Raw genomic sequence first — 19,286 nt, forward strand, 5'->3', positions numbered from 1 at the left:
GCAGACAAACGCCTTCGTGCAGCATCAAAATGCTCGCTACACCGATTTTGCAACGATCCCCCTTGTGGGGAGGGATAGAGGGTGGGGGTGTTCGTCGAGCGCAATAGCTCGCCACTAGCCGAGGGTGGCGACCATTTCTTCTTGCTTTTGGCGGAGGGCCCAGAGGCGGGTGGTGGTGTCGGGGGTGGCGTTGTCGAGGGTTATGAGGTCGCCCTTTTTGACCGGTTTCAGCACCTTGCCGCCTTCCAGGAGCCCGACGGGAACGGCTCGGGCGGCTGCCGCCTCGCCTGCCGTCATGGTCCAGGAGCGGTAGCAGGTCTCGCCGATGGCGTCGAAGGTTTCGCCGACGGCAAGATTGCGCTTGGCGACGGCGGCGACTTCGGCGACGGGCTTGGCCAGCGGCACCATGTCGGCCTTGCCGTAGAGGACAGCGCGGGCGCAGGAGAGCGGGACTTCGAGGCTGGTCAAATGGTAGGGCCGGTGGAAGGCGTAGTACGGACCCTTGCCGACATGAAGGTCATCCATGCGTTCGATGACGCGCGGGTGCGTCGCCTCGACGACGACGAAGACGCCGGGGGCGACGCCCTTGCCGATCGTATAATCGACCACGCCCTTTTTCGACAGGACGCCACCATCCTCGCGCGGGATGAGCACCCGGGCGAGTTCGTCGCGGCCGGCGCTCGGGCCGTGCATGCCCGGCTTGTCGGGCACGAGGCCCGTCGCATTGGCGATGGCGGCCATCTCGACCATGGTCTTGGAACCGTCGATGAACTCGACCAGCATGCGCGGGTTCATGTTCCGCCGCTCGGCTTCCTCACGATACTGATCGGGCACGGCGTCGTGGTTGAGCGGGTTGTTCTTGCCCTTGCCGGCGGAGACGACCCGCAGGCCGAGCGCGGTGGCGAACTCGATCAGTTCCATGCAGGAGGACGGCTCGTCGCCGGCGCCGACCGTGTAGACGACGCCGAGCCGATCCGCCTCGCGCTTCAGATACGCGCCGATCGTCACATCCGCCTCGACATTCATCATGACGAGGTGCTTGCCGTGCTCCATCGCCATCAGGTCGTAATCGGCGGCGACGCCGGGCTTGCCGGTGGCGTCGATGACGACGTCGATCAGCGGGTTGGTCACCATGGTCTCGACGGCAGTGATGGCGATGCGGCCGGCCTCGATGGCCGCGGTAACCTTCGACTGCGTGTCGGCCTCGGCGGCGCGGGAATCGTCGCCATAAGCGATTTCGATCGCGGCGCGGGCGGTCCAGGGTCGGCGGGTCGAGATCGCCGCAACCTCGATGCCCGGCATCAGCATGCCCTGCGTGACCAGATCCGTGCCCATTTCGCCCGAGCCGATGACGCCGATGCGCACCGGACGGCCGCTTTCGGCGCGGCGGGCGAGATCGCGGGCGAGCCCCGTTAGGGCGACATTCGTCATCAAAAATTCCTCGAGGCTCAAAAGTCGCGGCAGATGACTGACCGGCTGTCCGCTTGTCAACCAAGCGGGCGATATTCGACCCTTCGGCGCGCGTCGGCAAATGACGATTTTCCGCTTTGGCCTTGGACGTAGCTGGCCTATCTACGGGCGATCTCAAGCAAGAGAGGGCCCAGAATGAGCACACCGGTGGTTTTGACGATCCTCGACGGCTGGGGGCTCAGCGAGCGGGCGGAAGGCAATGCGGTGGCGCTGGCGGCGACGCCGAATTTCAACCGGCTGTGGACGACCTGGCCGCATGCGACGTTGACGACCTTCGGCCCGAGCGTCGGGCTGCCGGAAGGCCAGATGGGCAATTCGGAGGTCGGACATCTCAATATTGGCGCGGGACGGATCGTCTACCAGGACCTGCCACGCATCAACAATGCCGCTGCAGGCTCCGAGCTCGCCGAGCGGCTGGCGGCGAGCGGGCTGATTGACGCGCTGAAGGCAAGCGGCGGCACCTGCCATCTGGCCGGGCTCGTCTCCGATGGCGGCGTTCACGCGCATATCGAGCACGCGCTGGCGCTGGCCGGTCTCCTCGCCGGCGCGGGCGTTCCGGTCGCGATTCACGCCTTTACCGACGGGCGCGATACGGCGCCGAATTCCGCGCCCCAATTCTTGGCCGAGCTGGAGCGCCGGCGGCCGGAGGGCGCGTTCATCGCCACGGTGAGCGGCCGCTATTTCGCGATGGATCGCGACAGGCGCTGGGACCGCGTGAAGCTCGCTTATGACGCAATCGTAGACGCGGCGGGCGAGCGGGCGGCCACGGTGGGCGACGCGCTGGCCGCGGCGCAAGCGCGCGGCGAGACCGACGAGTTCATGACGCCGACGGCGATAAGCACCTATGGCGGCATGAGGGATGGCGACGGATTGGTCTTTTTCAACTTCCGCTCCGACCGCGCGCGGGAAATCCTCCTGGCGCTGGTTGATCCGGCATTCGACGGGTTCGCACGGGAAAGGCGCATCGACTTTGCGGCTCGCGTCGGCATGGTGTCCTATGGCGGCGGGCTCGACGCCTACATGAAGGTGCTGTTCGAGCCGCAGACGCTGGCCGATGGCTTGAGCGAAACCGTGTCCAAGGCCGGGCTGCGGCAGGTGCATCTGGCCGAGACCGAGAAATATCCGCACGTCACCTATTTTCTCAATGGCGGCGAGGAAGTGCCCTACCCCGGTGAAGACCGCGTCATGGTGCCCTCGCCCAAGGTCGCGACCTATGACCTCAAGCCGGAAATGTCGGCGCCCGAACTGACCGAGCGCGTGCTGGAGGCGATCGACGGCGGCAGTTACGAATTCGTCGTCGTCAATTTCGCCAATCCCGACATGGTCGGCCACACCGGCGATCTCAACGCGGCGATCCGTGCCGTCGAGACCGTGGACGCGGCGCTCGGGCGTATCGCGGCAGCGGTGGAGCGGCGCGGCGGCAGGCTGATGGTCATCGCCGACCACGGCAATTGCGAGGAAATGATCGACCGCGTGACCGGCGAGCCGCACACGGCCCATACGACGAACCCGGTGCCGGTGATCGTCGGGCCGTGGGACGGAACGGTGAGCAATGGCGTGCTGGCGGATGTCGCGCCAACGCTGTTGCAACTGATGGAGGTCGCGCAGCCACAAGCGATGACCGGGCGCTCGCTGCTGCGATAGATCCGGGGCTGGATACCGCATCTGCGCCATCCGAAAATGGCGCAGATGCGGTCAGCATTCAGATCAAGGCGTGAGCTTGTGGATCATGCCCTCGTCGACGGCCGTGTAGAGGCTGCCGTCGGGACCCTGCACGACCGAGCGGAAGCGACCCGCTTCCATCGGCAGGGTCATCTCGGTCACGTCGACGACTTCGGTGCCCTCTTCGTTCAACTGGATGACATCGATGCGCTGGCCGATCGGCGTGCCGCCGAAGCCGATGCCCATGATTCCTACCACCAGCGCGCCGTCCCAGTCGCCCCACTGCTCGCCCGTCAGGAACTCAGCCGAGCCCGTCCCCTGCGACCAGCCATTGTTGTCCCAGATGGGCTTCATGGCGTCGGGATAGGTTTCGAGGTCCGTCATCGGCATGAAGGCCGCGCGTTCGTAGCGGTTCATGCCTTCCATCTGGTTGGGGGAATAGCCGCAATAGTCGTCCGGACACTCTTCGCGCCCGGCCATGTTCGGCCGCGGATCCCAGCCGCCATTGCCGCCATTGACCAGCACGGTGATCTCGTCGGAGTGCCATGGGCCGTGCTCGGCGACGATCGGCGTGTTGGTCTGGGGGTGGAAGGCGATGCCCTGCACGTTGCGATGCCCGTAAGTGTATGTGCGCGGGTCGAAGCCCTCAGGCGGGGCGTTGTCGGGAGCGGCGTTGCCGTCGGTATCGATGCGCAGCACCTTGCTGCCCATGAGGGTCGGGCTCTGGGGGATTTCACTGTTGTGATTGTCCCCCGTCGTCACGTAAAGGAAGCCGTCGCCGGGGCTGAACCGGATGCGTCCGCCATTGTGCGCGCCGGGACCGCCGAACGGATGATCGGATTCGGCGACCTTGTAGGGGATGTCGTCGACAATGTCGGTTCGCTCGGAGACGTTGCTCAACGCCTCGTCGACCTCGAGACGCAGGACCCTGTTGGTCCGCGGGTCCGACATGGCGGAGGTCGAATAGACGTAGATCCGGCGATTTTCCTCGAAGTCCGGATCGACGGCCACGCCGTTCATGCCCGCCTGGCCCTCGCAAACGAGATCGTCGGCCGTCGTGGCATAGCCTTCGACCTCGTTCATTCCGAGCAGCTTGTTGACCTCGCCCGAAGGCAGAAGAACCGAGAGGCCGTGACACTTCTCGGTAAAGAACATCGTTCCATCCGGGAGAAACGCCATATCCCACGGGGCCTGCAGGCCTTCCAGCACCACGCTGTGCTCCAGGCTGGTCGTATTCGTGGCCATCGCAAGCGTCGGCACGGCAACGATGGTCGAACAGGCCAGCGCGGCCGCATAAGGCAAGGTTTTCGCGATACGAGATCTTTCCAACATTCACTCCTCCCAGTGTTGTCGAGGCGGCAGCCTCGAACGTTGGTGCAATTCTCCTTCCGTTCCTCAACGGGATCACGAGGCTAACGCCGCCGTCTTGCTACATCAAGCAGTGAAACCTACGGCCGGAAATCCAATGAAGCGGCGCCCGGCATCTATTGCGGATGGCGGGCCAAGAAGTCCTACGGAAACGTCGTCGTGATATAGGCTGCGATGTTCTCGATATCCTCGTCCGTCAGCTTGGTCGCATGGGGGATCATCAATGCGGAATTGGGGCCGACCTTCTCGCCTTCGCGATAGGTCTGCAGCCGCTCGACGAGAATTTCTTCGGTCTTGTCTGACAGCTTGGGGAAGCTGGCCATGCCTTGGGCGCTTGGACCGTGGCAGGCCCGGCATGTGCTCTGGTAGAGTTTTTCGCCGGCGGCCAGATCCTGCGCGAAAGCGGAGGATGGGCCCAGGATCATGATTGCTGCGACTGTTCGAAGGACCAAGTTTTTCATCTGACCATCCGGCTCTGATTATCTGAGGTCTCGCCAGTATCCGACGATAAATCCGGTTCGTCTACGTCTCGTATTTGGAGAGACCTCATCCGTGCTCAGTTAAATCGGTAGCCCAAAGAGTTGAGGGCCCTAGTCACTTGTGCAACTTGCCGGGACACCTTCGCGGGCGCACCATGACTGCGGCGTTGGGCGGCCCCAGTCACCGGAAGGAACGGGTCATGCTCGATACGAACATCGTCAATCTCGACACCGGATCGACCACGATAAGTGCCAGCGAGATCGAAGCGCTTGCGGGCAGATTGCGCGGCAGCGTGCTTGAACCGGGCGACGCGTCCTACGACGATGCGCGCTCGATCTGGAATGCCATGATCGACAGGCGCCCTGGACTGATCATGCGCTGTGCAGGCGCGTCCGACGTCGTCCATGCGGTCCGCTTTGCGCGCGAGCACGGCCTGCTCGTCTCGGTGCGCGGCGGCGGGCACAACATAGCCGGCAACGCCGTCTGCGATGGCGGCCTTTTGATCGACCTGTCGCAGATGCGCTCGGTGCGCGTCGACCCGTCGATCCGGCGCGCATGGGTCGAACCCGGTGCGCTTTTGGCCGATCTCGACAAGGAGACCCAGGCATTTGCGCTCGCGGTGCCGACCGGCATCAACTCGACGACCGGCGTTGCGGGGCTCACGCTGGGCGGCGGCTTTGGATGGCTGACGCGCAAGTTCGGCCTCACCATCGACAATCTGATCAGCGCCGACGTGGTGACGGCCAACGGCGAAGTGCTGCGCACCAGCCTTTCGGAAAATCCGGACCTGTTCTGGGCAATCTGCGGCGGCGGCGGCAATTTCGGCATCGTGACGGCCTTCGAATTCCAGCTTCACCAGGTCGGCCCGCAGGTGCTGTCGGGCCTCGTCGTTCATCCGTTCGCCGCTGCGCGTTCCGTGCTGAAAGCCTATCGCAAGGCGCTCGAAACCGCGCCCGACGAGCTCACCTGCTGGGTCGTCATGCGCCAGGCGCCACCCCTGCCCTTCCTGCCTGCCGAATGGCATGGCAAGGAGGTCATCGTCCTTGCCATGTGCTATTGCGGCGACCTCCAAGACGGCGAAAAGGCGACGGCGCCATTGCGCTCGATCGGAATGCCGATCGCCGACGTGGTCGCCCCGACACCGTTCGTCGCCTGGCAGCAGGCCTTCGACCCGCTCCTCACCCCCGGCGCGCGCAATTACTGGAAGAGCCACGACTTCACCGAGCTTTCGGACAAAGCGATCGACGTTCTCGTCGACGCGATCGGGCGCCTGCCCGGCCCCGAATGCGAAGTCTTTCTCGGACATGTCGGCGGCGCCGCCGGCCGCATCTCCACCGACGCCACCGCCTTTCCGCAACGCAGCGCGCATTACGTCATGAACGTCCACGCCCGCTGGCGGGAAATCCGCATGGACCGGCCCTGCATTGACTGGGCGCGCGACCTGTTCGACGCCGCGCGGCCCTATGCGGCCGGAACCGCCTACATCAACTTCATGCCCGAAGACGAGACGGACCGCGTCGAGGCGGCGTATGGGGCGAACTACCAGCGTCTCGTCGAGATAAAGCGGAAATATGACCCATTGAACGTGTTCCGGATGAATCAGAACATTCGGCCAAGGGCGCAAGTCCGCGCGGCGTGAACGCATGACGATGCGGCGCAAGCCGCCGACCGGGTTCAGCCAATCGCGACGAAGTCCTTTGAGGTGTGTCGCGATTGGCATCCGCACGTTTTCAGACCGTCGGCGGTCTCGAGCGACCGTTGCGGCACGTCAGACAATTCATGGATTTGGATGGTGCTGCGAGAGAGGATTGAACTCTCGACCTCTCCCTTACCAAGGGAGTGCTCTACCACTGAGCTACCGCAGCTTCCGGATGCGGCGGTCTTCTGCCATAGGAGGGGGGAGAGCGCAAGCGGGGTAGCCAGCTTTTCAGGCGACCTTGCGAAAGCTGTTCCGTCGGCGCGGGACAGACGCTAGATATCCACCATGACCAGCCAGACACGTCCGCCCCCTAAGACCAGCGAAGCCGAGCGCCAGGAGGAAGCCCGACAAAAGCGCCTTGCCGAGCGGCTGCGCGCCAATTTGCAAAAGCGCAAGGCACAGTCGCGCGCGCGGCGGGCTGGCGCGGCCGACGAGCGGCCGGAGGGGCTGTTGCAGGAGAATGACGGCGGCGGGGATTCGTGAGCGCATCCCGGCGCGTTCCTTGAACCGGCCGTTTCGATACGCTACAGCCCCGCCTTTACCCCTGCGAACACTGGCCGAGTCCTCGCCTGGACCGGGAAAGAGAAACATAAGATGGATCGCATCCGCATCGTCGGCGGCAACGAACTGCGCGGCACCATTCCGATTTCGGGCGCGAAGAACGCCGCCCTCCCCTTGATGATCGCCTCGCTCCTGACCGACGAGACCTTGATGCTGCACAACGTGCCGCATCTGGCCGACGTCGAGCAGTTGATCCGCATTCTGGGCAATCACGGCGTCGACTATTCGGTCAATGGACGGCGGCTTTCGCAACAGGAAGGCTATTCGCGGACGATCAACTTCACCGCCAAGGAAATCGTCGACACGACCGCGCCCTATGAACTCGTCTCCAAGATGCGGGCGAGCTTCTGGGTCATCGGGCCGCTTCTGGCGCGCATGGGCGAATGTCGAGTGTCGCTGCCGGGCGGCTGCGCGATCGGTACGCGTCCGGTCGACCTCTTCATCGATGGTCTGCGGGCGCTTTCGGCCGACATCGAGATCGAGCAGGGCTACATCATCGCCAAGGCGAAGAAGGGCCTGATCGGCGCGCGCTATGCCTTCCCCAAGGTTTCCGTCGGCGCGACGCATGTCCTGATGATGGCCGCGACGCTGGCCAAGGGGCAGACGATCCTCGAAAACGCCGCGCAGGAGCCGGAAGTCGTCAACCTCGCCGAATGCCTCAACGCCATGGGCGCCAAGGTTTCGGGGGCGGGCACGGCGACCATCGTGATCGACGGCGTCGCACGCCTCCACGGCGCCCGCGTCGAGGTCATTCCGGACCGGATCGAGACCGGCACCTATGCGATGGCCGTCGCGATGACCGGCGGCGACGTGCTGCTGGAAGGCGCGCGGGCGGATCTGTTGCAGAACGCGCTCGACACGCTTGCGCAGACGGGCGCGGAGATCACCCAGACGAATTCGGGCCTGCGTGTCGTGCGCAACGGCTCGGGCATCGGGCCGGTCGACATCACGACGGAGCCCTTCCCCGGCTTCCCGACCGATTTGCAGGCGCAGTTCATGGGGCTGATGACCAAGGCGGACGGGCGCTCGAAGATCACCGAGACGATCTTCGAAAACCGGTTCATGCACGTTCAGGAACTGGCGCGGCTCGGCGCACAGATTTCGCTCTCCGGCCAGTCGGCGATCATCGACGGCGTCGACCGGCTGCGCGGCGCGCCCGTCATGGCGACCGACCTTCGCGCCTCCGTGTCGCTGGTGATCGCGGGGTTGGCGGCCGAGGGCGAGACGATCGTCAACCGCGTCTATCATCTGGACCGCGGCTTCGAGCGGCTGGAGACCAAGCTTTCCGAATGCGGCGCAGCGATCGAGCGGCTGTCCTCCTGATCGGGTTTTCGTTGCGCTGCAACTAAACTATATCATTGAAAGCGCCGGCACCTGCCGGCGTTCGACAATGCGAGATCGGGGCCTGTGGAATGAGCGAACTGAAACTCGTCGCACTCGACGAAGAGGACCTGAAGGTCATTTCCGCTCATTGCCAGGACGCCGTCCTGAAGACCGGCGACATCGCCTATTTTCCGGCCGAGAAGCGGCTCGTCGTCGCGATGAACCGCTTCGTCTGGGAAAAGAAGACCGGCTTTTTCCGCCGCGACTACGAGCGCCGCCGCACGGCGCTGCATTTCGAGCGCGTGACCGGCATCAAGCTTTCGGGCGTCGACCGGACGCGGCCGCAGGACGTTCACGAACTGCTCGCGATCCGCTTCATGGCCGGGGAACTGCCGGGCGGAACGATCGAGCTCGTTTTTGCCGGCAATGCTGCCATGCGGCTCGAGGTGGAATACATCGAGGCACGGCTTGCCGACCTCGGCGCGGCATGGGAAACCGGCAGCCGCCCCCAGCACACGACCTAAGGACGACAGCAGCGACATGGCCATTCGCCTCGACATGACCGACGCCGATTTCGAGGCCGGGTTCTCGGCGTTCCTCGGCTCCAAGCGCGAGGCTGCGCAGGACGTGGACGACACGGTGCGTGCGATCATTTCGGACGTGCGGGCGCGCGGCGACGAGGCGATGCTCGACTACAGCCGCCGGTTCGACCGGCTCGATTTTTCCGATACGGGCATTGCGTTTTCCGCGGCGGAGATCGAGGCGGCGGTTGGTGCCGTGGATGCGCGGACGCTCGATGCGCTGACACTCGCGCATGAGCGCATCACCTCGCACCATGCGCGGCAGATGCCGAAGGACGACCGCTATGTCGACGCGATCGGCGTCGAACTCGGCTCGCGCTGGACGGCGATCGAGGCCGTCGGCCTTTACGTTCCAGGCGGCACGGCGAGCTATCCGAGTTCGGTGCTGATGAACGCCGTGCCGGCGCGCGTGGCGGGCGTCGAACGCATCGTAATGGTGGTGCCAACGCCGGATGGCGTGGTGAACCCGCTGGTGCTGGCGGCCGCACACATTGCCGGCGTCAGCGAAATCTACCGGATCGGCGGGGCGCAGGCGATCGCTGCGCTCGCCCATGGGACGGAGACGATCCGGCCGGTGTCCAAGATCGTTGGACCGGGCAACGCCTATGTCGCGGCGGCCAAGCGGCAGGTGTTCGGCACGGTCGGCATCGACATGATCGCGGGACCTTCCGAGATTCTTGTCGTCGCCGACGCCGACAACGACCCGGCCTGGATCGCGGCCGATTTGATCGCGCAGGCCGAGCACGACGTCGCGGCGCAGTCGATCCTGATCACCGACGATGCGGCGTTCGGCGAACGCGTGGCGGCCGAAGTCGAGCGGCAGATCGCGGCCCTGCCCCGCGGCGAGATCGCCGCGGCGAGCTGGCGCGATTTCGGCGCCATCATCCATGTTCCCGATTTCGGCGCGGCGCTGCCGCTGATCGACCGGATCGCGGCGGAACACCTTGAACTTGCGGTGGCCGACCCCGAAGCGCTGATGGCGCGCATCCGCAATGCGGGCGCGATCTTCCTTGGCCGGCACACGCCCGAGACAATCGGCGACTATGTCGGCGGCTCGAACCACGTTCTGCCGACGGCGCGCTCGGCGCGGTTTTCGTCGGGGCTTTCAGTGATGGAATTCGTCAAGCGGACGTCGATCCTGAAATGCGGCCCGGACCAGCTTCGCGCGCTCGGGCCGGCGGCGATCGCGCTCGCCGAGGCCGAGGGGCTTGCCGGGCACGGTCGCGCCGTCTCCATCCGGCTGAACATGTGAGCGCGATGGACGGCGGCGACACGACACGCAACCGCCTGATCGACGTCGAGCTCGACGAATCGATCGGCCGGTCGACGCCCGATGTCGAGCACGAACGCGCCGTCGCGATCTTCGACCTGATCGAGGACAACAGCTTCCACCCGGTCAGCGACGATGCGGGCGGCCCCTACAAGCTCAAGCTCTCGCTGGCCGATTCCCGGCTCGTCTTCTCCATTGCGCGCGAGGACGATGCGGCCGTCGTCACGCATATCCTGTCGCTGACGCCGTTTCGGCGGATCGTGAAGGACTATTTCCTGATCTGCGAAAGCTATTACGAGGCCATCCGCACCTCGACGCCGAGCCAGATCGAGGCGATCGACATGGGCCGACGCGGGCTTCACAACGAGGGCTCGCAGACTCTGATGGACCGGCTGTCGGGCAAGATCGAGGTCGATTTCGACACCGCGCGACGGCTCTTCACGCTGGTCTGCGTGCTGCACTGGCGGGGCTGAGGCCAGATGCCGGGCGACAAACCAGCGCCGAAATCGATCCTGTTCCTGTGCGGCATGAACGCAATCCGCTCGCCGATGGCCGAGGCGCTGGCGCGAAACGATTTGCCGAAGAGTGTTTTCGTCGCCTCCGCCGGGGTGCGGCCGGGCGAACGCGACCCCTTCGTCGAGGCGGTGCTGAAGGAGGCCGGGCTGAACGGCGTTGCCCATGCGCCGCAGCTTCTCGACGATCTCGAAGACAGCTATTTCGACCTGATCGTGACGCTGGCGCCCGAGGCGCACCACGCCGCGCTCGAACTGACGCGGTCGATGGCGATCGACGTCGAATACTGGCCGACGGCCGATCCTTCGACCGCGACGGGCACGCGCGAGCAGATCATGAGCGCCTATCGCGAAGTGCGCGACCGGCTCAAGTTGCAGATTCAAAAGCGGTTTGGAAAAGCGTAGCGGACACGCGCATTATGCGTGTTCCCAAAATCGCCAACTTCCTATAGGTTCCGCGCCAATCGCGGCCTATATAGCCGAAACCAGCACAAACCAAAGGTTCCGAATGCCGAAGGAAGAAGTCCTCGAGTTCCCGGGCGTCGTCGTCGAATTGTTGCCGAATGCGATGTTCCGGGTCAAGCTTGAAAACGATCACGAGATCATTGCCCATACGGCCGGCCGGATGCGCAAGAACCGCATTCGTGTCCTCACCGGCGACAAGGTGCAGGTCGAGATGACGCCCTACGACCTGACCAAGGGCCGCATCACCTATCGCTTCAAGTAAGCCCGCACCCGGCGGCGCAGGATTTCGATGAGCATTCCCCAGAAGCTTGTCCTTGCATCCGGTTCGCCGCGGCGGATCGAGCTTCTCCAGCAAGCAGGCATCGAGCCCGACCGCATCTTCGCGACCGATATCGACGAAACGCCGAACCGGGCCGAGCATCCGCGCTCGCTGGCCAAACGGCTGGCGCAGGGCAAGGCCGATAAGGCCGCCGAAGGCATGAAGCGCCTCGGCGAGGAGCCGGCTTTCGTGCTCGCCGCCGATACGGTGGTGGCCGTCGGACGGCGCATTTTGCCCAAGGCCGAAACGCTGGAAGACGCGCAGGACTGCCTGCGGCTTCTTTCGGGCCGCGCGCACCGCGTCTATTCCGGTGTCTCCGTCATCACGCCGACCGGCAAATCGCGATTGAGGCTGGTCGAGACGCGCGTCCGCTTCAAGCGCCTGTCGCGCGAGGAGATCGACGCCTATCTCGCTTCGGGCGAGTGGCGCGGCAAGGCGGGCGGCTACGCGATCCAGGGACTTGCGGGCGCGTTCGTCGTCAAGCTCGTCGGCTCCTACACCAATGTCGTCGGCCTGCCGCTCTACGAGACGGTGAGCCTTCTTGCCGGCGACGGCTATAAGGTCACGGCAAGCGCACCGACTGGGACGGCGGTCTGATGGCGCTCGACGCCGCCAACGTGACGCCGCTGCGCCCCAAGCGCGCATGCCCCGAATGCGGCAAGCAATCGCAGCGCGCGAGTTTTCCGTTCTGCTCGGAACGCTGCAAGAATGTCGACCTGAACCGCTGGCTGACCGGCTCCTACGTGATCCCCGCGACCGAGGACGAGGATGACGGCAGCGAGGACGAGCGCGGCTGAAAAGGGCGCAAATTTTTCGCCGACTTTCGCAACGTCAGCCGCTGGACAGCGCGATTTGGCGTGTTATAACCCGCTCGCTTCCGGCGGAAACCAACACCGCCCCGGCCTTTCAAGGCCGACCGGAGCAGTTGCCCAGGTAGCTCAGTTGGTAGAGCATGCGACTGAAAATCGCAGTGTCGGCGGTTCGACTCCGTCCCTGGGCACCATTTCGAATTTCCAATCGTGATCTTCGTTTGCGCGGCGTTAACCTTTCGTTAACCAATCTGGCGCACCTTGTTGCGATAGCGTGCCGACCACGGATGTACTGGCGGGGCGCGATTTGAAAAGCCGGGCCTTGCGCCCGGCTTTTTCATGTCCGCACATCGATATTCCACACGCGCCGGAACACTCGGTTCATCCGCTCGTTTTGCAAGTCCAATCCCCAACCAAGGACATGACCATGGACCCGATGCAGAACGACGACCGCGAAACGCACGGCCTGGAGCGCCAGATCGCCGATTTGCGCGAGGAACTGGCCTCACTGCAGAGCGCGGCCAGCGAGCGGGCGCAGCAAGCCTATGAAGTCGTCAAGGACAATCCCGGCACCTCGATCCTCGTCGCCTCGGTGCTCGCCGGCGTGATCGGCTTCGTGCTGGGCCAGCAGGCGGAAGCCGAACGGCACCAGAGCCGCTGGCGCTGGAATTGATGGGACGGACGGCGGCAGTGCTTCGTTTGATGCCAAGTCGTCGCGGCGGTAAGGTTGCTGTCTTTCTGAAGTGACCCCCACCCTGTATCCCTCCCCACAAGGGGGAGGGAGTCGTCGGCGTCGCGCTCATAAGGCCGACAACTGGTCTTAACGCGGGCAAGTTCAAATCGTCGTCGAACGTCTTTCCGGCCCCGATTAACCACGGCGCGAAGTAAAGCAGGTTCTCACGGCTACGTTACGTAGCGTTATATTCGCGATGTGATTTACTAGCGCTCTGGTTGCAGGAGCGCTTTTCATGGTTCGTTTCGTTCCCCTCATCCTTGCGGCAATGCTGGCCATCGCGCCGGTTTCGGCTCATGCGGCGAGTCTGGTTGCCAAGGTGAGCCTTGCCACCCAGACGATGACCGTCAGCCACAACGGCAAGGTGCTCTATCGCTGGCCGGTTTCGACGGCGCGCAAGGGCAAGATCACGCCGACCGGGCAGTGGTCTGCGAAATGGCTTTCGAAGAACCACAGGTCGAGCCGTTATGAGAACGCGCCGATGCCTTATGCGATCTTCTACAACGGACATTACGCGGTGCACGGCACCTATCAGGTGAACCGGCTCGGGCGCCCTGCCTCGGCAGGCTGCGTGCGCCTTCATCCCGAACACGCAGCCCGACTGTTTTCGCTGACGCAGCGCGTCGGCCTCAAGCAGACGCGGATCGTCGTTCAGCGCTGATCGTCGGCGTGGGCGTGGATGTCGGGGTCGAACTCCGGCTGTTCGGCCTCTTCCATCGGCTGTTCGGTAAAGCCCTCAAGGCTCGACACTTCGCTGACGTCCCGCTCGATCTCGAGCGGGCTGACGACATAGCGTGCAATGAGTTCGGCGATCGAGATCAGCGCGTGCACGTGGATGCGCTCGTAGCCGTGCGAGGCGTCGATGCCGAAGGCAACGAGCGCGGTGCGCACGTCGTGGCCGGCTTCGATGGCGGAGGCGGAATCCGAGCGGTAGTAGCGGAAGATGTCCTTCTGGTACTGAAGCCCGTTCTCGCGGCACAGATCGACCAGCTTGCGGGTTAAATGGTAGTCGAAGGGGCCAGCCTGATCGGCCATGGCGATGGTGACGCCGAATTCGGACGAGTTCTGGCCGGGCGCGGTGGTGCCGTTGTCGATTGTGACCATCGAGGCGATTTCGGGCGTGACGATGGAGGCCGCGCCGACGCCGACCTCCTCGGCGATGGTGAACAGCCAGTGGATGTCGACCGGCGTCGTAGCCTGCTCGTCCTCCAGCGCCTTGATCGCGGCGAGCGCGATGGCGACGCCGGCCTTGTCATCGAGATGGCGTGAATTGATGTAGCCATTGTCGAGGAATTCGGGCTGCGGATCGACGGCGACGAAATCGCCGACATCGATGCCGAGGGCGTGGGTTTCCTCGCGGTTCTTCGTCAGCGCGTCGATGCGCAGCTCGATGAAGTCCCAACCGACGGGAAGCGTGTCGACGCCCTCGTTGAAGGTGTGGCCGGATGCCTTCAGGGGCAGGATCGTGCCGCGATAGGCACCCTGCTCTGTGTAGATCGTCACACGCGCGCCTTCGGCGAAACGCGCTGACCAGTTGCCGATGGGCACGAGTTCGAGACGGCCATTGTCCTTGACCATCTTCACCTGCGCGCCAAGCGTGTCGAGATGGGTGATGATGGCGCGGGCGCCGCGACGGCGCGAGCCCTGGCGCACGGCGCGGATCGCGCCGCGACGCGTCAGTTCCGGCGTCAGGCCGAGCCGTTCGAGCTCTTCGGAGCAATAGCGCACGACCTGGTCGGTGTAGCCGGTCGGGCTGTTGATCGAGAGCAGATTGTGGAGCTGTCGAGCGAGATAGGCTTCGTCGATCTTCAAGATTCAACCTCGATTAGCTTCGGCCGAGCGCCTGCGACGCCGACCGTTGCCCCGACATGGGGAAAAGAAGATCGACGAACCGCTCGGCCGTCGGCTGCGGCTCATGATTGGCGAGGCCCGGCCGCTCGTTGGCCTCGATGAACACATAGTCCGGCTCGCCGGGCGAATGCACCATGAAATCGATGCCGACGACAGGAATGTCGATCGCGCGCGCGGCCTTGATCGCCGCGTCGACGAGCTTTGGATGGACCTGCGCGGTGACGTCGTGGATCGAGCCGCCGGTGTGGAGATTGGCGGTCTTGCGGACCACGATCTCCTCGCCTTCCTTCGGCACGTCGTCGAGCGTCAGGTTTTTCTCGGCCAGGCAGCGCTCGGTCTCGGCATCGATGGGAATCGTGCTTTCACCACCGGTGGCGGCGGCGCGGCGGCGGGACTGCTTTTCGATCAGCGAGCGGATGTCCTTCTGGCCATCGCCGACAATGGCGGGCGGACGGCGCATGGCGGCGGCGACGAGGCGAAAGTCGATGACGACGAGACGCAGATCGTCGCCATCGAAACAGGCTTCGAGCAGGACGCGGTCGCAGATTTCGCGTGCGACGGCGATCGCCGCCTTCGCATCGTCGAGATTGTCGAGCCCGACGGCGACGCCCTTGCCCTGCTCGCCGCGCGCAGGCTTCACGACGATCTTGCCGTGCTTTTCGATGAAGGCCGAAAGCGCCGCATCGTCGTCGCCGGCGACGATCTGTTCGGGCACGACGATGCCGGCATTCTCGACCACACGGCGCGTGACGGACTTGTCGTCGCAGATCGACATCGCCACGGCCGAGGTCATCTCCGACAGGCTCTCGCGGCAATGGACCGAGCGGCCGCCATAGGACAAGCGGAAGAAGCCGCCTTCGGCGTCGGTGATCTCGACATGGACGCCGCGCCGGCGCGCTTCGTCGACGATCAGCCGCGCATAGGGGTTGAGCGCGTCATATTCGGCAAGCGGCGAGGCGAAGAGCTTTTCGTTGATCGGGTTCTTGCGCTTGACGGCGAAGACCGGGACGCGCCGGAAGCCGAGCTTCTCGTAAAGACCGATCGCCAGATCATTGTCGTGCAGGACCGAGAGGTCCATGAAAGCCGAGCCGCGGGCCGCGAAATGCTCGGCAAGGCGGCGCACCAGCATCTCGCCGATACCGGGATGGCGGGCTTGCGGATCGACCGCAAGGCACCAGAGCGAGGAGCCTTTCTCGGGATCGTCGAAGAGGCGCTTGTGGTCGACGCCGGTTACAGTGCCGACGATCTCGCCGGTGATCTCGTCCTCGGCGACGAGGTAGGTCAAAGAGCGGCTGTCGCGGTTGCGCCAGAAAAAATCGGGCCGCACCGGCACCATGCCGCGCGAGGCGTAGATGGTGTTGACGGCATCCGCATCGGCCTCCGAGGAGAGGCGACGGATGAAATAGCCTTTCGGCTGCTTGCGCGCGGGGCGGTAGGTGGCGAGATCGAGCCGGAAAGTGTGCGAGGGGTCGAGAAAGATTTCCTGCGGTGCCATGGCGAGCAGGACGTGCGGATCGCGGACGTAGAACGCGATGTCGCGCCGCGCGGGTCCCTCCTCGCGCAGCGCGTCCACGATGGCTTCGTTGTCGTCATAGGTCTGGCAGAAATGGAGCCTGCCCCAGCCGCAATCGATGGATGCGTTGGGTTTGGGGACGGCCGCGGCCTGGTCGTGCTGCGCGATGGGGTTCATCGTTTCGTTTCGCATCCTTCTCAAGCGATGACCGAGGGCCTTGTCGGTGCGGCCGCGCTCGGCGGCCGCTGATCTGCGGGCCATACTCAGACCTCGTGGGTCTGCAGCCAGAGTTCCAGAAGCCCGACCTGCCAGAGTTCAGAACCCTGGAGGGGGGTGATATGATCCGACGGGTTGGCGAAAAGGCGCTGCAGATAGTCGTCGCGGAAGATGCCACGATCCTTCGCCGCCTGCGACGTCAGCGCGTCGCGGACCAGGTCGAGATAGGGGCCGTCGACATATTTGAGCTGGGGGACCGGGAAGTAGCCCTTCTTGCGGTCGATCACCTCGTGCGGGATGACCTTGCGGGCGGCTTCCTTGAGCACGCCCTTGCCGTTCTGCTTAAGCTTTTCCTCGGGCGGAATCTTCGCGGCGAGTTCGACCAGCTCGTGGTCGAGGAAAGGCACGCGCGCCTCGAGGCCCCAGGCCATGGTCATGTTGTCGACGCGCTTGACCGGATCGTCGACCAGCATCACCTCCGAATCCAGACGAAGCGCCGCGTCGACGGGGGTGTCGGCATTGGCCATCCGCAGATGACGCGAGACGAGATCGAGGCTCGGATCGTGATCCGGCATCCATTGCGGATTGATGTGCTCGGCCATCTTCGCATGGCTGCGGTCGAAGAAGACCTTGGCATAGTCGGAGACGACGTCGTTGGAATTCGCCAGCGGCGGATACCAGTGATAGCCGCCGAAGACCTCGTCGGCGCCCTGCCCCGACTGCACGACCTTGATGTGCTTGGAGACCTCCTTCGACAGGAGGTAGAAGCCGACATTGTCATAGGAGACCATCGGCTCGGACATCGCGGCGAAGGTGCCGGGCAGCGCGTCCATCAGTTCGCTCGACGGCACGAAGATCTTGTGGTGCCTGGTGTCGAAATGCTTGGCGATCAGGTCCGAATAGACGAACTCGTCGCCCTTTTCGCCGTTCGCCTCTTCGAAGCCGACCGAGAATGTCATCAGCCCATGCTGGCCCTGTTCGGCGAGGAGGCCGACGATGACGGAGGAATCCACGCCGCCCGACAGGAGAACGCCGACCGGCACGTCGGCGACCATGCGGCGCTTGACGGCGACGCGAAGCGCGTCGAGCACGCGGTCGCGCCATTCGTCCGAGGACAGCGAATAGTCCGGGTCGCGCTCATAGGGCGGACGCCAGTAGACCGTGTCCTTTTGCGTCCCGTTCGCCTCGATGACGCGGATTGTCGCCGGCGGCATCTTCTTGACGCCGTTGATGATGGTACGCGGCGGCGGGACGACGGCGTGGAACGAGAGATAATGATGGAGCGCGATGCGATCGATCGACTTGTCGATGTCGCCTCCCTTCAGGAGCGCAGGCAGCGACGAGGCGAAGCGCAGCGCGTTTGGCGTTTCGGCAATGTAGAGCGGCTTGATGCCGAAGCGGTCGCGCGCCACGACGACGCGGCCAGAGTCACGCTCGTGAATGACGAAGGCGAACATGCCGAGGAAGCGCTTGACGCAGTCGATGCCCCAGGCGTGGTAGGCCTTGAGGATGACTTCCGTGTCGCCGGTGGAGAAGAACTTGTAGCCCTTGCCCTCAAGCTCGGCGCGCAGTTCGGGATAGTTGTAGATACAACCGTTGAACGCGATGGTGAGGCCAAGTTCGCCGTCCACCATGGGCTGGCGGGCCTTTTGCGACAGATCGATGATCGACAGGCGGCGATGGGCGAGCGCGGCATTGTTGTGCATCACCAGCCCCGACCCGTCCGGGCCGCGCGGCGCAATGGCATCCATCATCTTCGAAATGGCGACAGCCGATGGCTGCGCGCCGTCGAACCTGATCTCTCCGCAAATTCCACACACGGTTGTTTTTCCAACCCTCCGTTGTTCGATTGAATTTCATCTTCCAATCATTTATAGTTCAAATGATTAGATGTCAAATTAATGAGGTTGTCGTGGTTGATGTCCCGACGAACGCGGAAGGCCAGCGAGAGTTCCCGCGGGCCGACCTCAAGACGATCGAGAAGGCCATCCGCCGCATTGTGCGGGCGCATGATTTGCAGTCGAAGGCGCTCACGAAGGCGGTCGGGCTGACGGCGGCGCAGCTCGTCCTGATGAAGGGGATCGCGGAACTCGGCGAGGTGACGACGACCGCGCTTTCCGCCCATGCCGACATCAGCGCGGCGACCGTCGTGACGATCCTCGACAATCTGGAAGAACGCGGGCTGATCGAGCGCTACCGCTCGGCGCATGACCGGCGGATCGTGCATACGCGGCTGACGGCGGCGGGCGCGGCGAAGGCGCAAGCTGCACCCGAGCCGCTGGGCGATGCGCTCGCCGGTCGCCTTGGAGCTTTATCTGCGCTGGATCGCGAGGCGATCGTGACCGGGCTCGTGCGGGCGGCCGATCTGCTGCTGCCGGCCGGAATTCAAGCGAAAAAGGAGCCGGAGCCTTGATTGTGCTCGTGCTTTGGCCGAAAAGCGGAGTCTAGAAGCGT

The 19,286-nt window shown here is 64.3% G+C and carries 20 protein-coding genes and 2 tRNA genes; 15 read left to right on the forward strand and 7 right to left on the reverse strand.

Translation table 11 applies throughout. From position 1 onward, the window contains the following. Nucleotides 1-114: 114 nt before the first annotated feature. Complete coding sequence (locus tag ACT6QU_RS15995; RefSeq protein WP_444564529.1) at nt 115-1,431, reverse strand: NAD(P)H-dependent oxidoreductase; 1,317 nt, start codon at nt 1,429-1,431, stop codon at nt 115-117. A gap of 174 nt (nt 1,432-1,605) precedes the next feature. Between ACT6QU_RS15995 and gpmI the strand changes: the two genes are divergently transcribed. Continuing rightward, nucleotides 1,606-3,114, forward strand: a complete 1,509-nt coding sequence (gpmI, locus tag ACT6QU_RS16000) for a 2,3-bisphosphoglycerate-independent phosphoglycerate mutase (protein WP_444564530.1) — start codon at nt 1,606-1,608, stop codon at nt 3,112-3,114. Nucleotides 3,115-3,177: 63 nt separating this feature from the next. On the opposite strand, the gene ACT6QU_RS16005 is transcribed toward gpmI, so the two are convergent. Further along, nucleotides 3,178-4,464 (reverse strand): PQQ-dependent sugar dehydrogenase, encoded by a 1,287-nt coding sequence (locus ACT6QU_RS16005; RefSeq protein ID WP_444564531.1) that lies wholly within the window; start codon nt 4,462-4,464, stop codon nt 3,178-3,180. 179 nt (nt 4,465-4,643) lie between these two features. Continuing rightward, a complete protein-coding gene (locus ACT6QU_RS16010; RefSeq protein WP_444564532.1) occupies nt 4,644-4,925 on the reverse strand; it encodes a c-type cytochrome in 282 nt (93 codons plus the stop codon). Nucleotides 4,926-5,179: 254 nt separating this feature from the next. Here ACT6QU_RS16010 and ACT6QU_RS16015 point away from each other — a divergent pair, with 254 nt between their 5' ends. Then, nucleotides 5,180-6,619 (forward strand): FAD-binding oxidoreductase, encoded by a 1,440-nt coding sequence (locus ACT6QU_RS16015; protein WP_444564533.1) that lies wholly within the window; start codon nt 5,180-5,182, stop codon nt 6,617-6,619. A gap of 151 nt (nt 6,620-6,770) precedes the next feature. Here the strand turns inward: ACT6QU_RS16015 and ACT6QU_RS16020 are convergent. Beyond that, a tRNA-Thr gene (locus ACT6QU_RS16020) sits at nt 6,771-6,845 on the reverse strand. A gap of 119 nt (nt 6,846-6,964) precedes the next feature. On the opposite strand from ACT6QU_RS16020, the gene ACT6QU_RS16025 reads away from it, so the two are divergent. The 12 genes from ACT6QU_RS16025 to ACT6QU_RS16080 all read left to right on the forward strand — a co-directional run bounded on the left by ACT6QU_RS16025 (nt 6,965) and on the right by ACT6QU_RS16080 (nt 13,913). Next, a complete protein-coding gene (locus tag ACT6QU_RS16025) occupies nt 6,965-7,162 on the forward strand; it encodes a hypothetical protein (protein ID WP_444564534.1) in 198 nt (65 codons plus the stop codon). A gap of 111 nt (nt 7,163-7,273) precedes the next feature. Next, a complete protein-coding gene (gene murA / locus ACT6QU_RS16030) occupies nt 7,274-8,563 on the forward strand; it encodes a UDP-N-acetylglucosamine 1-carboxyvinyltransferase (RefSeq protein WP_444564535.1) in 1,290 nt (429 codons plus the stop codon). An 89-nt stretch (nt 8,564-8,652) separates the two neighbouring features. Further along, complete coding sequence (locus ACT6QU_RS16035) at nt 8,653-9,087, forward strand: DUF2948 family protein (protein WP_444564536.1); 435 nt, start codon at nt 8,653-8,655, stop codon at nt 9,085-9,087. 16 nt (nt 9,088-9,103) lie between these two features. After that, the gene (gene hisD, locus ACT6QU_RS16040) at nt 9,104-10,396 is read left to right on the forward strand and encodes a histidinol dehydrogenase (RefSeq protein ID WP_444564537.1); all 1,293 of its coding nucleotides are present in this window, start codon (nt 9,104-9,106) and stop codon (nt 10,394-10,396) included. A 5-nt stretch (nt 10,397-10,401) separates the two neighbouring features. Then, the gene (locus tag ACT6QU_RS16045; RefSeq protein ID WP_444564607.1) at nt 10,402-10,887 is read left to right on the forward strand and encodes a UPF0262 family protein; all 486 of its coding nucleotides are present in this window, start codon (nt 10,402-10,404) and stop codon (nt 10,885-10,887) included. 6 nt (nt 10,888-10,893) lie between these two features. Continuing rightward, nucleotides 10,894-11,331 carry an arsenate-mycothiol transferase ArsC gene (locus tag ACT6QU_RS16050; RefSeq protein ID WP_444564538.1) on the forward strand — a complete coding sequence of 146 codons (438 nt, stop codon included), beginning with the start codon at nt 10,894-10,896 and terminating at the stop codon, nt 11,329-11,331. A 103-nt stretch (nt 11,332-11,434) separates the two neighbouring features. After that, a complete protein-coding gene (gene infA, locus ACT6QU_RS16055) occupies nt 11,435-11,653 on the forward strand; it encodes a translation initiation factor IF-1 (protein WP_024588484.1) in 219 nt (72 codons plus the stop codon). A 27-nt stretch (nt 11,654-11,680) separates the two neighbouring features. Continuing rightward, nucleotides 11,681-12,307, forward strand: coding sequence for a Maf-like protein (locus tag ACT6QU_RS16060; protein WP_444564539.1), 627 nt, complete (start codon nt 11,681-11,683; stop codon nt 12,305-12,307). Beyond that, a complete protein-coding gene (yacG, locus tag ACT6QU_RS16065; protein ID WP_024588486.1) occupies nt 12,307-12,507 on the forward strand; it encodes a DNA gyrase inhibitor YacG in 201 nt (66 codons plus the stop codon). The genes ACT6QU_RS16060 and yacG overlap by 1 nt, the downstream gene beginning before the upstream one ends. A 130-nt stretch (nt 12,508-12,637) precedes the next feature. Continuing rightward, nucleotides 12,638-12,713: transfer RNA gene (locus ACT6QU_RS16070), tRNA-Phe, on the forward strand. A 233-nt stretch (nt 12,714-12,946) separates the two neighbouring features. Then, nucleotides 12,947-13,192 (forward strand): hypothetical protein, encoded by a 246-nt coding sequence (locus ACT6QU_RS16075; protein WP_152529666.1) that lies wholly within the window; start codon nt 12,947-12,949, stop codon nt 13,190-13,192. Nucleotides 13,193-13,487: 295 nt separating this feature from the next. After that, nucleotides 13,488-13,913 carry a L,D-transpeptidase gene (locus ACT6QU_RS16080; protein WP_444564540.1) on the forward strand — a complete coding sequence of 142 codons (426 nt, stop codon included), beginning with the start codon at nt 13,488-13,490 and terminating at the stop codon, nt 13,911-13,913. Here the strand turns inward: ACT6QU_RS16080 and ACT6QU_RS16085 are convergent. The 3 genes from ACT6QU_RS16085 to ACT6QU_RS16095 all read right to left on the reverse strand — a co-directional run bounded on the left by ACT6QU_RS16085 (nt 13,904) and on the right by ACT6QU_RS16095 (nt 18,652). Beyond that, nucleotides 13,904-15,067, reverse strand: coding sequence for an osmoprotectant NAGGN system M42 family peptidase (locus ACT6QU_RS16085; RefSeq protein ID WP_444564608.1), 1,164 nt, complete (start codon nt 15,065-15,067; stop codon nt 13,904-13,906). The two genes, ACT6QU_RS16080 and ACT6QU_RS16085, sit on opposite strands and share 10 nt — an antisense overlap. A 10-nt stretch (nt 15,068-15,077) precedes the next feature. Beyond that, nucleotides 15,078-16,793: an N-acetylglutaminylglutamine synthetase gene (ngg, locus tag ACT6QU_RS16090; RefSeq protein WP_444564541.1), complete on the reverse strand. Its 1,716-nt coding sequence runs from the start codon at nt 16,791-16,793 to the stop codon at nt 15,078-15,080. An 86-nt stretch (nt 16,794-16,879) separates the two neighbouring features. Continuing rightward, nucleotides 16,880-18,652: an N-acetylglutaminylglutamine amidotransferase gene (locus tag ACT6QU_RS16095; protein ID WP_444564542.1), complete on the reverse strand. Its 1,773-nt coding sequence runs from the start codon at nt 18,650-18,652 to the stop codon at nt 16,880-16,882. A gap of 92 nt (nt 18,653-18,744) precedes the next feature. Between ACT6QU_RS16095 and ACT6QU_RS16100 the strand changes: the two genes are divergently transcribed. Beyond that, complete coding sequence (locus tag ACT6QU_RS16100) at nt 18,745-19,245, forward strand: MarR family winged helix-turn-helix transcriptional regulator (RefSeq protein WP_444564543.1); 501 nt, start codon at nt 18,745-18,747, stop codon at nt 19,243-19,245. Nucleotides 19,246-19,286 lie beyond the last annotated feature (41 nt).

Origin of the sequence: Aliihoeflea sp. (genome assembly GCF_052435475.1) — a bacterium.
GTDB lineage: Bacteria > Pseudomonadota > Alphaproteobacteria > Rhizobiales > Rhizobiaceae > Aliihoeflea.

Excerpts from the sequence above, each read along its gene's own strand:
- ACT6QU_RS15995 (WP_444564529.1), bottom strand. The coding sequence starts at position 1,431 with ATGACGAATGTCGCCCTAACGGGGCTCGCCCGCGATCTCGCCCGCCGC.
- gpmI (WP_444564530.1), top strand. The coding sequence starts at position 1,606 with ATGAGCACACCGGTGGTTTTGACGATCCTCGACGGCTGGGGGCTCAGC.
- ACT6QU_RS16005 (WP_444564531.1), bottom strand. The coding sequence starts at position 4,464 with ATGTTGGAAAGATCTCGTATCGCGAAAACCTTGCCTTATGCGGCCGCG.
- ACT6QU_RS16010 (WP_444564532.1), bottom strand. The coding sequence starts at position 4,925 with ATGATCCTGGGCCCATCCTCCGCTTTCGCGCAGGATCTGGCCGCCGGC.
- ACT6QU_RS16015 (WP_444564533.1), top strand. The coding sequence starts at position 5,180 with ATGCTCGATACGAACATCGTCAATCTCGACACCGGATCGACCACGATA.
- ACT6QU_RS16025 (WP_444564534.1), top strand. The coding sequence starts at position 6,965 with ATGACCAGCCAGACACGTCCGCCCCCTAAGACCAGCGAAGCCGAGCGC.
- murA (WP_444564535.1), top strand. The coding sequence starts at position 7,274 with ATGGATCGCATCCGCATCGTCGGCGGCAACGAACTGCGCGGCACCATT.
- ACT6QU_RS16035 (WP_444564536.1), top strand. The coding sequence starts at position 8,653 with ATGAGCGAACTGAAACTCGTCGCACTCGACGAAGAGGACCTGAAGGTC.
- hisD (WP_444564537.1), top strand. The coding sequence starts at position 9,104 with ATGGCCATTCGCCTCGACATGACCGACGCCGATTTCGAGGCCGGGTTC.
- ACT6QU_RS16045 (WP_444564607.1), top strand. The coding sequence starts at position 10,402 with ATGGACGGCGGCGACACGACACGCAACCGCCTGATCGACGTCGAGCTC.
- ACT6QU_RS16050 (WP_444564538.1), top strand. The coding sequence starts at position 10,894 with ATGCCGGGCGACAAACCAGCGCCGAAATCGATCCTGTTCCTGTGCGGC.
- infA (WP_024588484.1), top strand. The coding sequence starts at position 11,435 with ATGCCGAAGGAAGAAGTCCTCGAGTTCCCGGGCGTCGTCGTCGAATTG.
- ACT6QU_RS16060 (WP_444564539.1), top strand. The coding sequence starts at position 11,681 with ATGAGCATTCCCCAGAAGCTTGTCCTTGCATCCGGTTCGCCGCGGCGG.
- yacG (WP_024588486.1), top strand. The coding sequence starts at position 12,307 with ATGGCGCTCGACGCCGCCAACGTGACGCCGCTGCGCCCCAAGCGCGCA.
- ACT6QU_RS16075 (WP_152529666.1), top strand. The coding sequence starts at position 12,947 with ATGGACCCGATGCAGAACGACGACCGCGAAACGCACGGCCTGGAGCGC.
- ACT6QU_RS16080 (WP_444564540.1), top strand. The coding sequence starts at position 13,488 with ATGGTTCGTTTCGTTCCCCTCATCCTTGCGGCAATGCTGGCCATCGCG.
- ngg (WP_444564541.1), bottom strand. The coding sequence starts at position 16,793 with ATGAACCCCATCGCGCAGCACGACCAGGCCGCGGCCGTCCCCAAACCC.